Annotated in this window: 11 protein-coding genes; 2 read left to right on the top strand and 9 right to left on the bottom strand. The window is 69.6% G+C overall.

Going from position 1 to position 13,115, the window contains the following annotated elements:
* Nucleotides 1–20: 20 nt before the first annotated feature.
* Nucleotides 21–959, bottom strand: coding sequence for a helix-turn-helix transcriptional regulator (locus ACIO52_RS17040; RefSeq protein WP_402644807.1), 939 nt, complete (start codon nt 957–959; stop codon nt 21–23).
* Nucleotides 960–1,049: 90 nt separating this feature from the next.
* Here ACIO52_RS17040 and ACIO52_RS17035 point away from each other — a divergent pair, with 90 nt between their 5' ends.
* Nucleotides 1,050–1,472, top strand: coding sequence for a VOC family protein (locus ACIO52_RS17035; RefSeq protein WP_218717380.1), 423 nt, complete (start codon nt 1,050–1,052; stop codon nt 1,470–1,472).
* 4 nt (nt 1,473–1,476) lie between these two features.
* Here the strand turns inward: ACIO52_RS17035 and ACIO52_RS17030 are convergent, their stop codons facing one another.
* Nucleotides 1,477–2,277 (bottom strand): HAD hydrolase family protein, encoded by an 801-nt coding sequence (locus tag ACIO52_RS17030; protein WP_316573898.1) that lies wholly within the window; start codon nt 2,275–2,277, stop codon nt 1,477–1,479.
* A 96-nt stretch (nt 2,278–2,373) separates the two neighbouring features.
* Nucleotides 2,374–4,599, bottom strand: a complete 2,226-nt coding sequence (locus ACIO52_RS17025) for an Hsp70 family protein (protein ID WP_402644804.1) — start codon at nt 4,597–4,599, stop codon at nt 2,374–2,376.
* A gap of 525 nt (nt 4,600–5,124) precedes the next feature.
* On the opposite strand from ACIO52_RS17025, the gene ACIO52_RS17020 reads away from it, so the two are divergent.
* Complete coding sequence (locus ACIO52_RS17020; protein ID WP_342801033.1) at nt 5,125–5,886, top strand: SDR family oxidoreductase; 762 nt, start codon at nt 5,125–5,127, stop codon at nt 5,884–5,886.
* Nucleotides 5,887–5,952: 66 nt separating this feature from the next.
* On the opposite strand, the gene ACIO52_RS17015 is transcribed toward ACIO52_RS17020, so the two are convergent.
* From ACIO52_RS17015 to cysT, 6 genes are all read right to left on the bottom strand, one after another.
* Entirely contained in the window at nt 5,953–7,539 is a 1,587-nt protein-coding gene (locus ACIO52_RS17015; RefSeq protein ID WP_316573896.1) for an FAD-dependent oxidoreductase, read from the bottom strand.
* A gap of 12 nt (nt 7,540–7,551) precedes the next feature.
* Nucleotides 7,552–8,565, bottom strand: a complete 1,014-nt coding sequence (locus ACIO52_RS17010; protein ID WP_374104839.1) for a diiron oxygenase — start codon at nt 8,563–8,565, stop codon at nt 7,552–7,554.
* A 317-nt stretch (nt 8,566–8,882) separates the two neighbouring features.
* On the bottom strand, nt 8,883–10,280 hold the full coding sequence (locus ACIO52_RS17005; RefSeq protein ID WP_218717385.1) for an FAD-binding oxidoreductase: 1,398 nt from the start codon (nt 10,278–10,280) through the stop codon (nt 8,883–8,885).
* 172 nt (nt 10,281–10,452) lie between these two features.
* On the bottom strand, nt 10,453–11,448 hold the full coding sequence (locus tag ACIO52_RS17000) for a sulfate/molybdate ABC transporter ATP-binding protein (protein WP_218717386.1): 996 nt from the start codon (nt 11,446–11,448) through the stop codon (nt 10,453–10,455).
* Nucleotides 11,445–12,251: a sulfate ABC transporter permease subunit CysW gene (cysW, locus tag ACIO52_RS16995; RefSeq protein WP_218717387.1), complete on the bottom strand. Its 807-nt coding sequence runs from the start codon at nt 12,249–12,251 to the stop codon at nt 11,445–11,447. The genes ACIO52_RS17000 and cysW overlap by 4 nt, the downstream gene beginning before the upstream one ends.
* Nucleotides 12,248–13,099, bottom strand: a complete 852-nt coding sequence (gene cysT, locus ACIO52_RS16990; RefSeq protein WP_218717398.1) for a sulfate ABC transporter permease subunit CysT — start codon at nt 13,097–13,099, stop codon at nt 12,248–12,250. The genes cysW and cysT overlap by 4 nt, the downstream gene beginning before the upstream one ends.
* Nucleotides 13,100–13,115: the final 16 nt, after the last annotated feature.

Genomic DNA, 13,115 nt, shown 5'->3' with positions numbered 1-13,115 from the left:
CCCGCCGGCACCACGGCCGCTCAGCTGTTGCCGCGCACCAGCTCGGTGCCGAGGGCGACGAGCTCGGCCCGGACTTCCGGTGGCCCGACGACTTCGACGTCGGCGCCCCAGCCCGCCAGTTGCCGGGCGACCATCTTCGCGGTGTCGGCGGTGACGCTGGCCTGGACCCGGCCGTCGTCCACCGGCCCGAGCAGGGTGCAGTTGCGGCCCTGCTGATCGGCCAGGATCGGCGCCAGTGTCGCCGACACCAGTACCGTCGCGGCGACGGCGGCCCGCCGCTGCTCCATCCGGGTGACGATCCGCGCCCATTCGGCCGAGAGGTCGAAATCCGCGGGGCGATCGGCGGTCTCGTCGAGGACGGCGACCGCGCCGACCCGGTCGAGCCGGAAGGTCCGGCGACCACGCTCGGTGCCCGCGATCAGGTACCAGACCGTTTCCTTCTCCACCAAGCCCCACGGATGCACCACGCGGACGGTGCGCTCCCCGGCCCGCGAGTACTCCATCCGGACCTGCCGACGATCGACCACTGCCCGTTGCAGCAGGGGCAGAACCGCGGGGGGTTCGGGATCCGGTCGGCCCCAGCGGGCGGGATCGACGACGACCGCGTCGGCCGCCGCGGCCGCGTCCGCCCGGAAGGTCTGCGGCAGAGCCCGCACCAGCTTGCGCAGCGCGGACTTCACCTCCGGCGCGGCCTGCGCGGCCGGACCGGCCAGCAGGAACAGCGCCCTGGTCTCGCCCGCGGTCAGGCCGGACAGATCGGTGCGGGCACCGCCGACCAGCGACCAGCCACCGCCACGGCCCGCCTGCGGATACACCGGGATACCCGCAGCCGACAGTGCCTCCAGGTCGCGGCGGGCAGTCGCCACCGAGACCTCCAACTCGGTGGCGACCTCGGCGGCCGTCACCCGGCCACGCGCCTGCATCAACAGCAGGGTGGCCACCAATCTGTCCGCTCGCATACTCGTGATTCTGCCCAACAAAGTGCTCATTCGGTGAGCACTTTGCCTGGCAAAGTCGTTCTCACCACAACGACGACATCGGGAGCAGACATGCTGCAGGGAATGGCGACCACCACCTACTACGCCGACGACCTCACCGCCGCCAAGGACTGGTACACCGAGTTCCTCGGCCTGGCCCCGTATTACGAGGTGCCGGGCGGCTACTACGAGTTCCGGGTCGGGCCGATGCAGGCCGAGCTCGGCCTCATCAATCGCGCCTACGCGCCGGCGGGCGCTCGCAACGCACCCGGTGGCGGCGGTGTCGTGTTCTGGCATGTCGACGATCTCGCCGCCACCTTCGCCCGGCTGCTCGCGCTCGGGGCCACCGAGTACGAGCCGATCACCGAACGCGGCGAAGGCGCGGGGTTCGCGACCGCGGCGGTGCTCGATCCGTTCGGCAATGTCCTCGGGATCATGAGCAATCCGCACTTCGTCGCGATGACGGCCGCGTCGAGGGCGGCGGCCTCAGCCTAGCCCATCAGGCGGCGAACCAGCGCTCGAGGACGGTGGCGACACCGTCCTCGGTCACGTCGCCGGTCACCTCGTCGGCCAGGGCGAGCACCGAGTCCGGCGAGCCCGCCATCGCGACGGAATGCGCGGCCCAGCGCAGCATTTCGCGGTCGTTGAAGCCGTCGCCGATGGCGAGAGTGGCGTCCGGCGGGATGCCGAGCGCGAGCCGGAGTCGTTCCAGCGCCCAGCCTTTGGAGACACCCCGGCGCGATACCGTGACCCACGGCCCGAATTCGCCGTGCACCCACGAGGCGTCGGGCACCTCCAGCGAGGCGAGCAGGTGCAGCATCTCCTCGATGGTGCCGCCGGGCCACCAGCCGTTGAGTCGCGGAGTCGGTGCGCTGCCCAGCATCTGATGGTCGACGAGCAGGAACTCACCGATGGAGAACTCTCCCGGTCCGTGTCCCGTCGCCCAGGTGCCCTCCCCCACTCGCTCGGCCGCGAAGACCATGTCCGGGAACAGCGCACGCAAGGCGTGGATGGCGGGTGCCGGGTCGAACGACTGCACCGCGACCGGCTCGCCCCGCGCCACATCGATATGCACGGCGCCGTTGGAGCACAACGCGTGTCCTTCGGTGAGCCCCAGTTCCTTCAGCACCGGCCGCGTGGTCAGCAGGGTGCGCCCGGTGGTCACCACCACGTGCGCCCCCGCCGCCACCGCGGCCGCCACTGCCGCCGAGACCCGCGCGCTCACTTCGAACCCCGTCGCCAACAGGGTTCCGTCTACATCGAGCGCGATCAGTTTCGGCGCTCCCCCGAGTAATGCCATCAGCCCATTGTGCCCGCCCCCACCGACACCCACCCGAGAATTCACCAGCCCTACCAGCCACGATCAAGGGACAGGGGTGGGCGGGTCAGCCCGGGGTCAGCGGCGCGAACCACCGCCGCCACCGCCGCCACCACCGCCGGCGCCGCCACTCATGCCACCGCCCTTGGACCCGCCGGAGGACGCGCCGCCGCTGGAAGCACCACCGCCCGAGGCACCGCCGGACGAAGCACCCCCGGACGAGGCTCCGCTGGAGGCCGCGCCTCCGGACGAGGCCCCGCCGCCGGACGAGGCGCCGGACCCGCCGCTCGAGGCGCCACCACCGGAAGCAGCACCGCCCGAGTCATTTCCACCGGAAGCACCACCGCCCGAAGCACCCCCACTCGACGCGCCCCCACCCGAGGCACCCCCGCCCGAAGCACCGCCACCGGAGTCACCGCCGCCCGCGGCACCGCCACCGGACGCACCACCACCGGAATCACTTCCACCGGAAGCACTTCCGCCGGAAGCGCCACCACCGGAGGCGCCGCTGTCGGAGCCACCGCCGGACGCACCGCCGGTGCCACCGCTGGAGGTGCCACCGGTACCGGAGGTGTCGGAGCCGCCGGTGGTTCCACCGCCGGAAGTGCTGCCGCCGGTGGTGCCGCCGACGGTCGAACCGCCTTCCGTCGTCCCGCCGGTCGTGCCACCCGTACTGCCACCGGTCTCGGTGCCGCCGGTCGTGCCGCCGGTCGTCGCGCCACCGGAAGGCGCTGTGCCCGTGCCGGTTCCGCCGGTGGGTGCCGAGGCGCCGGTGTCGGTGGACGGCGCGGTCGTACCGCCCGGCGTCGACGGGTCGGTACCGGGAGTGGTGGCGCCGGGCGCGGCCGGTGTGCCCGGGGCAGGCACCGAGGGAGCACTGGGTCCGGAACCGGTGATGGGGCCACCTCCGGGGATATCGCTCGGCGCGGTCGGCACATTCGACGGTTGCGCGGGGGTACCGAGCCGGAAAGGCAGCGGGTTGATGAAGCGCGCCGGATCACCGTAGGTCGACCGCGCGAGAAGCGGTGAACGACACTCCTCGCTCGTGGTCTGACGGTCCGATCCGCCGCGTTCGCCGCCGTCAGCGGTCTTGCCACGGGCCGCGTTGGCGGGGGCGACGATCCTCTCGTACGCGCTCTGCGCGATGGCGGCGCCGGCCACGCGGACCCGGCCGGTGATCGGGTCGACAGCGCCGAGCAGGCTGCTGTTCTGCGCGGCGACGAGGTCGGCGCTCATGTCGTAGAGCAGGGCTTCGGCGGGCGCGCCCAGGGCCGGGAACCGGTCGAGCACCGGGGTCAGACCCGGGTCGAAGGGACTGCCGAACACCGTCATCGCCGACATGGCGAGCGCGGAAACGACCGCCGCGCTGGAGAACACGGCGACGTGCGGCGCCGAGGGACCACCCTGCTGCACCGGCGCGAAGGTCCGAGCCGCGAGCGCGGCGGCGCCTGCGGCGACCACCTGACCCGGATCGGCGACGGTGACCAACGGGACGCCGAGTTCGGCCAGCGTGCGCGCGACCTCCGGCGGCCGCGAGGCACCGCCGACCACCAGGATGCGCGAGAGATCGGCCAGGCGCAGACCTGCCGCCGCCACGGTCTTGCTGACCAGCGGGAAGGTATCGCGGATGTGTTCGGCGCGCAGCGCGTCGGTGTTCACCATCGAGGTGAGCGTCGGCGCCGCACGGCCCACCTTGCCCGACCCGGCGTAGCGGGCGACCATCTCACCGAGCGGCTTGCCGCCGAAGTCGGTGGAGCGCACCGGGGTTCCCACCATCGGATGGTGCGGCCAGTCCGGCCCGACGCGCAGCACGGTCAGGTCCAGGCTGTTCGCGCCCAGGTCGTAGACGAGCACGAAGCCCGGCGCCAGCGGACCCTGGTCGGCCTCCAGCCATTCGGCCGCGGCGACCGGCTCCGGCGCCAGGAGCACCTGACCGGCGCCCGCCAGGTGCAGCGCCTGTCCGAGCAGCGCGACCTGCTTGTCGGAATACACTGCCGGATAAGTCAATACGGCACCGGCGGCCGGTTCGGCCAGTTCGATCAGGCCGGTGACCACTGCGGCGATCAAGTTGGTCGCCGAGAAGAAGCGACCACCGATCACCATCGGCTCCGGCTCGCGGCTCAGGTCCGCGAAATCGGTGATCGCCGAAGCGAATTCATTGATGGCTCCGATGCGGGGCCGACCCGCGTCGTCGAAGGTGAGTGCGGTACGCCGTGTGCGCACCGTCGGCTTGGTCGGATCATCGGCCACCACCGCCGAAATCGCATTGACCGTACCGATGCTTAAGCCCAGACCTCTGGTCATGTATTTGCTATCCCGTCAACGCACCGTGACCACGTCCAGCACGCGAGCGCACCATGTGGCCGCGGTCGTCTTCCAAACAGCTCGCACAGATTAACCGGCCCAAAGCCGAATTGCTGCCTGATTGATACGAAACACGTGACCTTTGGCCCTTGTTAGGGGATCTTCCCAGGTAAGCCGGTATACGGACAGACGTCCAGTCCCCTGAACGTTGCCAAAGCTACTGACAGACTCCGAGATACAGCTACTTGCGAGTAATCAACTTGGGCGCCTGCTGAATACATTCCTACGGTCTGTTTCAGGCCGTGATTAACGCACTTACCGACTGGTAATCAATTCTTTTCCCGCCATCAGCATTAAGCCATTCGCCGAATTCGGGTGCCACATACCGAAGTACACGCCAAATGCTATGACGCGTCAACGTCACGGCCGATACCCGCCAGCGCCCGCCCGGCGGCCGCGGTTGACTCGAAGCACGGAGTGACACCGAGTCGTGCTCCGAAATGCCAGGGAGAGAAGGGAATAGCGATGTCCACTCGTTTCGCCGACCAGGTCGTCCTCGTCACCGGCGCCGGTTCCGGCATCGGCAGGGCGGTCGCGCTGCGGGTCGCCACCGAAGGCGCCGCGGTCGTGCTCGGCTCGCGGGGCAAGGATCAGGGCGAGCGGGTCGCCGAACAGATTCGAGCGGCCGGCGGCCGGGCGGTGTTCGTGCCCACCGATGTCACCGTCGACGCCGATGTCGAGCGGCTCACCCAGGCGGCGCTCACCGAGTACGGCAGGCTCGACGCGGCGTTCAACAACGCGGGCGCGGTCACCGCGTTCGGTGGGGTGGCCGAGATCGACGACGCGTCCTGGCGCGCCGAACTCGACCTGAACCTCACCGGGGTGTTCCACGGGCTCCGGCACCAGGTGCCGGCGATCACCGCTTCGGGCGGCGGCGCGATCCTGAACAACGCCTCCAACCTCGGCGTGGTCGGGATGGCCTCGGTGGCGCCGTATGTGGCGGCCAAGCACGGCGTCGTCGGTCTGACCAGGTCGGTGGCGCTGGAGACCGCGGCGGCGGGCGTACGGGTGAACGCGCTGGTCTCCGGCGCGGTCGACACCCCCGCCTTCCGTGCCTCGATGGGCGCCACGCCCGAGGGCGAGGCCGCGATCGCGGCGCTGCACCCGATCGGGCGGATCGCCCGGCCCGACGAGATCGCGGCGCTGTGCGCCTTCCTGCTCAGCGGCGAGGCGTCCTTCGTCACCGGGGCGGCGGTCACGGTGGACGGCGGCTTCACCGCCCAGTAGGACGCCGAAGGCCCGCCGCGTCGTTCCCAGACGACGGGGCGGGCCTCGGCGCTGTCGCCGGTCGCGTCAGCCGCGAGCCAGCAGGCGCTTGATCGGTCCCCCGTGGGGCACCGCGGCGCCACCGGCGCGCGCCTGGGGTCGGCGGGCACGCACCAGCCGGTCGAACTCCTGCGCGTCGCGCGCCGGCGCGCGCAGCTTGCCGGCGTTGAAGTCCGCGGCCAGCTGCTGCACCGTCTCCTGCGCGCAGGACTTGTTGGTGCCGATGAAGCCGGTCGGACCACGCTTGATCCAGCCGGTCACGTACGTGCCGGCGACGACCTCGCCCCCGGGCGCGGTCAGCACCCGGCCCTGCTCGTTCGGGATGACGCCGCGAGCGTCGTCGAACGGCAGATCCTTGGTCGGCACCCCTCGGTAGCCGACCGAGGTGAGCACGACACCCGCTTCCAGCAGATCCGTGTCCCCGGTCGCCACCGCGCTGGTGCGGCCTTCGGCGTCGGTGACCAGTTCGTTGCGCTCGACCCGCACTCCGGTCACCGTGTCGGTACCGAGGATCTCCACCGGCGAGGACAGGTAGCGGAACACGATGCGCTTACGCTCACCGAACGGACGCCGCGCGACGCTGTGCAGCAGACGCAGCTTCTGCTCGACCTTGTACGGCAGCTCGGGGGTCACCTCGGGCAGCTCACCGTCGATCGCGATGTCGATGTCGGCGGCCAGCAGGCCGACGAACTCGGGCACCGTGAAGGCCGATTCCGCCGGGCCACGACGACCCAGGATCACAACCTCTTCGATCTTGCTCTCGCGCAACGCCTTCAACGCGTAGGGCGCGATGTCGGTGTCGGCCAGGGTGGCCGGGTCGACGGTCAGGATGCGGGCCACGTCGAGGGCGACGTTGCCGTTGCCGACGATCACGACGCGCTTCTGGTTCAGGTCGAACCGGTCCTCGGCGTGGTCGGGGTGACCGTTGTACCAGGCGACGAAGTCGGTGGCCGACACGTTGCCCGGCAGGCCCTCACCCGGGATGCCCAGCTTGCGATCCGCCGACGCGCCCACGGCGTAGATGACGCCGTGGAAGTACTCCAGCAGCTCGGCATGGCTGACGTGGGTGCCGATCTCGACGTCGAGGTAGGTACCGAAGTCCTCCTGCTTCGACATCACGTCGAACAGATCGGCGACCTGACGGGTGCGCTTGTGATCGGGCGCGACGCCGAGCCGGGCCAGCCCGTAGGCCTGCGGCAGCCGGTCGAACATCGTGACCGAGACACCGGGCTGGGTCAGCAGCTCGTCGGCGGCGTACATCGCCGACGGGCCCGACCCCACGATGGCGACGCGCAGCGGCGAACGCTGCGTGTCGATCGCGGGCGGCATCACCGGGCGAGCCAACGTCGGCCGGTCCCGCTGCACGCGGTAGAAGTCGGCGTTGATCTCGATGAAGGGCTTCTGCTCTTCGGTCAGCTTCTTCGAGGAGGTGATCGCGTCGACGGGGCACGCGGTGGCGCAGGCGCCACAGTCCACGCATGCCGCCGGATCGACGTAGAGCATCTCCGCGCTGAGGAAGTCCGGCTCATCCGGGGTCGGATGAATGCAGTTCACCGGGCATGCGTAGACGCACGAGGCGTCACTACAGCATGACTGGGTAACGACGTATGGCATATTGCTATCGTCTCAGGCCGCGTGCTTGGCGGAGCGCTTGGGCTCCGAGCGGTAACGGCTGGACGGGCCGTCGATACCGAGCAGCTTCCACACTCGCTTGGCGATCGGGTTCATCAGACCGATCTCCTCGGCGAGCGCACGCACGTCGATGAAGTAGTCCGCGAAGACCTGCTTGGCCTCCTTGGAACCGTAGAACAGCTCCTTGCGGACATCGGCGGGCATCTCGAACTGCTTGAAGAAGGTCTTCGGCGGGGTCGCGATGGCGCGGCCGAGCACGAACATGACGATCGGCATGGCGACCGAGAGCACGAACTTGTTGACCGCGGGCTGCGCCGGGACGTTCTTCTTCAGGAACTCGTGGGCGAAGGAGATGTGGCGAGCTTCCTCGGCCACGTGGATCGCCATCACGCCGCGCATGATCGGGTGGATGTCGTCACCCGAGCGCAGAATGTCCTTCTGGATGTGGTCGATCGGCTCTTCGCCGGCGAGCACGGCCATGAAGAAGAAGTTCGGGAACAGCGCACCGGCCGGGGCGGCCAGGTGGCGCAGCTGACGCACGAGCGGGTTCATGCCCGGCACGTCGGCGACGCGGTTCACCATCTCCTGGAACATCAGAGTGTGGTTGTGCTCTTCGATCATCTCGTGCGAGCAGTACCGGAACTCCGGGTCGTTGTTCTTCAGGTTGAAGATGTGCTGCATCATGCCGATGATCAGGATGGCCTCGAACTGCAGGCCGACCTTGGCGACATTGGCCTGGCGGACCTTGCCGATCTCGATCTTCTTGTCCAGCGGCAACGCCTGGTACCAGGGGTGGCGGCCGATCGGGTCGGCCGAGGTGACCAGAACCCAGCGCTCGGGCTTGTAGTTCGGGTCGAACTCGGGGTTGTCCCAGTCGATGTCCTCGAACGGGTCGAAGTGCCGGTCGACCGACGCCTCGGACAGCATCAGCAACTTTTCGGCGTACGCCTGAGCCTCCGCGACTACGGGATCGACGTCAGGGGTGGTGGGCGCAGACATCGTCGTCACTGCCTCTCCTCAAGGGACGTTTACTGTTTCCAATAGTTACACCTACGAGGAGTCACGTCAACTCCCCACCTCGCCCGATTTCCCGTGTTCGGCGCGCCGAACCACCACCAGGAAAAGCTACTCACCAGTAAAAATGGTTCTACCTGTGACACTGCGTCATGCACAGTTCGCCGATGGCCGCGGCGGCGTCGAGAAAATTCGTGCGGCCGGATCCGGCGATTCGCCGGACGGACCGGCGGTACCGGATATCGTGCGCGGCCGCTGCCCGGATGACCGCGCCGCGCACGGCCAGCGAACGGCCCGTCCCAGCGCCCCGCTCAGGGCGCGGCGGGGGTGATGTTCGCGTTGTGCCGGAACACGTTGTCCGGATCCCAGGTGGCCTTGACCGTGCGCAGCCTGCGGTACTTGGCGCCGTAGCTGACGGCGACCTGCTCCCGACCCGGGTCGGCCAGGAAGTTCACATAGCTGCCGTCGCCGCGGGCGAACGGCCGCAGCTCGTCCCAGAACTCGCGCACCCACTCCCGCTCCGCGGCGAAGACGGCGGGGTCGGGGCAGGACGCGGAGATGTTCACCAGCACGCCGGGGTCGCGGGAACCGCCGAACGCGGTGTTGCCCTCGGGCACGTCACAGAACCGGCCGCACAGGGGCATCGACGGCATCACCGACAGCGGCGAGTGCTTGCGCGGATACTGCTCGACCATCACCTCGGCCACCGCGGCATCGATGCGGTCCAGGTAGAGCGACTTCTCGTAGGCGAAGGTGCCCCACGGCGCGATGCCGTCGAAGAGCTGCTGCAACGCGGCGTAGGGCATCTCCGCGACCAACTCCCAGGCCGGAGTCGGGGTCAGCGCGCGCAGCGGGGCGACCGCGTCGGCCAGGTCGTTGGCCGACCTGTCGCCGGCGATACCGACCACGAAGCCGGGCACGCCCTGCCAGTGTTCGGGCACGAACGGGGCGGGCGGGCAGCTGATCGCGTTGATCGTGCCGCAGTGCCGGGCGGGCAGATCCATCAGCACGGCCTGCCCCTCGACCAGCGGACCGACCGCCTCCGACGGCGGCCACCACAGCAGCGCGACCTGCACCATCGGGCCGAACTCGTGCAGTGTGAACTCGAAACCGGTGACGATCCCGAAATTGCCGCCGCCCCCGCGCAGCGCCCAGTACAGGTCCTGGTTCTCCTGCATCGACGCCGCGACGACGTGTCCGTCGGCGGTCACCACCTCCGCGGCCACGAGGTTGTCGCACGACATCCCGAACAGCGGGGTCAGCCAGCCGAGACCGCCACCCAGGGTGAGCCCGCCGATGCCGGTGTCGCTGATGAAGCCCCCGGTCACCGCGAGGCCCTGCCGGTTGGCCATGCCGTCGAGCTCGGCCCAGGTCGCGCCGCCACCGCACCGGGCACGCAGGCGCACCGGGTCGACGAGCACGCTGTCGAGCTTGCTCAGATCGAGCATCACCGCGCCGTCGGCGACCGCGTGCCCGGCGTAGTTGTGGCCGCCGCCGCGCACCGTGAGATCGGCGCCACCGGCCCGGATCGCGGCGACCGCCTCGGCCACTTCGGCGGTGTCGGCGGGTCGCACCACCGCGAGCGGACGACGATCGATGGAGCCGTTCCACACCGCCCGCGCCTCGTCGTACCCCGCGTCCGCGGGCCCGATGACCTGCGCCCTGATCGAGCGCCGTAACAGATCTACGCTGAACACCCCGGTCGACATGACGTCTTCCTCCGGTCCGGGCGTTCTCGCCCAGCAGTGCCGACCCCCAGGTCCCCGACCACGGTCGACGCGACCCGCGCACACCCCTGGCGCGGGTCCCGCCCGGTTCGGTGCGGCCGCACCGGATCCCATCGTCTCACCGGGTGCGCGCGGGCAACAGGGGTCCCCGGTCTCAGCTCTGCGGCAGATCCGGAATCCGGGTGGCACGGGCGTAGACGGTCTCGCCCTCGCTCAGATGCAGGGCGGCCGCGTCACCGCGGGTGACTTGCGCGGCGAACTGATCACCAGTCGCGGCATTGCGTAGCTCGAGGCGGACCTCGAACCCGAGCCGCACGATCCGCTCCACCGTGGCCCTGGTGATGCCGGCGGACTCCGCGGTGCCTTCGTGCTCGGCCATCGCCATGCTCGGATCGCGCCCGATCCGGATATCGTGCGGCCGGACGAGGTGACCGTTGAGCCGGGCCACCGCGCCGAGGAACGACATGACGAATTCGTTCGCGGGCCGGTCGTAGACGTCCTCCGGGGAGCCGATCTGCTCGATCCGCCCCTTGTTCATCACCGCGATCCGGTCGGCGACGTCGAGCGCTTCTTCCTGATCGTGGGTGACCAGCACCGTGGTCACGTGCACCTCGTCGTGGAGCCTGCGCAGCCACTGACGCAGATCGGTGCGCACCTTGGCGTCGAGCGCGCCGAACGGCTCGTCGAGCAGCAGCACCTGCGGATCGACGGCCAGCGCGCGGGCCAGCGCCATGCGCTGACGCTGACCACCGGAGAGCTGGGCCGGGTAGCGGTGCTGGAAACCGTCGAGGCCGACGATGCCGAGCAGTTCGTCGACGCGCTTGTCGATCTCCTTCTTCGGCCGCTTGCGGATGGTCAGGCCGAAAGCGACGTTGTCGCGCACCGTCATGTGCTTGAACGCGGCGTAGTGCTGGAACACGAAGCCGATGTCGCGCTTCTGCGGCGCCACGTGGGTGACGTCGTTGCCCGCGATCGAGACGATGCCCGAGTCCAGCGACTCCAGACCGGCGATCGAGCGCAGCAGCGTCGACTTGCCCGACCCGGACGGGCCGAGCAGCGCGGTCAGCTCGCCGGAAGTGATGTCGATGCTGACATCGTCGAGAGCGGCGAAGGAACCGTAGTTCTTGCGCGCGTTGGTCACGGTGATCATTCGGTGCCCCGCTTGCGTTCGAGGAGAGTCATCAGGAGAAGAACAACCAGCGCCATACCCATCAGCAGCGTGGCCGCGCTGTAGGCGCCGAAGGTGTTGTGGTCGTTGATGTAGCGACCGTGCACCAGCAGGGTCAGCGTCTGCGACTTGCCGGGCAGCGCGGTCGAGACCATGATCACCGCGCCGAACTCGCCCAGCGCGCGGGCCACGGTGAGCACGACGCCGTAGGTCAGGCCCCAGCGGATCGCGGGCAGGGTGATCCGCCAGAAGGTCTGCCAGCGCGACGCGCCGAGAGTGGCCGCGGCCTGCTCCTGATCGTCGCCGATCTCGTGCAGCACCGGCTCCACCTCGCGCACCACGAACGGCAGCGTCACGAAGATGGTCGCGATCACCATGCCGGGCAGGCTGAAGATCACCTTGAAGCCCAGGGATTCCAGGCCACCGAACCAGCCGCCCGCACCCCACAGCAGGATCAGCGACACACCGACGACGACCGGCGAGACCGCGAACGGCAGGTCGACGATGCCCTGCACGAGGCTGCGCCCCGGGAACTTGCTCCGCACCAGCGCCAGCGCCGTGATCACCCCGAATACGACGTTGAGCGGCACGACGATGGCCACGATGATCATCGACAGCTGGAACGCCGAGATGGCCGCTGGCGTGGTGATCGAGTCCAGGAAGGCGCCGATCCCCCGCTCGAAGGTGCGCCACAGGATGATCGCCAGCGGCAGCACCAGCAGTACGAACAGATAGCCGAGGGCGACCGTGCGCAGCGAGAGCCGGGTGAACAGGGACAGCTTCATCGGGCCGCCTCTTCCTTGCGGGCGGTGCGCTCGGCGAGCAACCGCAGCACGAGCAGGCTGGCGAAGGAGATCGCCAGCAGCGCGACCGAGACCGCGGCGGCGTTGACCGGACGATCCACCTCGATCTGCTGCTGGATGTACTGCGAGGTCATCTGCGTCTCGCGCGGGATGTTGCCGCCGATCAGCACGACCGAGCCGTACTCGCCGATCGCCCTGGCGAAGGCGAGGCCGCCGCCGGAGATGATCGCGGGCGCCAGCGTCGGCAGCACGATGCGGCGGAAGGTGACCCAGTTGCTCGCGCCCAGCGAGAGCGCGGCCTGTTCCACTTCCTTGTCGACCTCGATCAGCACCGGCTGCACCGACCGTACGACGAACGGCAGCGTGACGAACGCCAGCGCCACCACCAGGCCGGGCTGGGTGGCGTTGAGGTGGATGTCGATCGGGCTGTTGGGGCCGTAGAGCGAGAGCAGCACGATCGAGGCGACGATCGTGGGCAGCGCGAACGGCAGATCGATCAGCGCGTTGACGATGCCCTTGCCGGGGAATTCGTCGCGCACCAGTACCCAGGCGATGAGGGTGCCCATCACGACGTTGAGCACGGCGACGACCACCGAGACCCCGACGGTGATGCGCAGCGAGTCCAGGGCCGCGGGCGCGGTGACCGCGTCCCAGAAGCCCGACCACCCGTCCTCGAACGAGCTGACGGTCAGTGCCGCCAGCGGCAGCAGCACGATGACGCTGAGCCAGAGCACGGCGACGCCGATGCCGACCGGGCCCACCGAACCGGTCACGCGCAGCCACGACCGGCGGGGCCCGCGCGGGGCGGGCACGGATTTCTCCAGTTTCACGGCGACGCCGGGATCG

Origin of the sequence: Nocardia sp. NPDC087230 (assembly GCF_044744725.1) — a bacterium.
GTDB lineage: Bacteria > Actinomycetota > Actinomycetes > Mycobacteriales > Mycobacteriaceae > Nocardia > Nocardia canadensis.
Note: the sequence above shows the minus strand (reverse complement) of the source record. Positions and strands in the feature narration are given on the sequence as shown.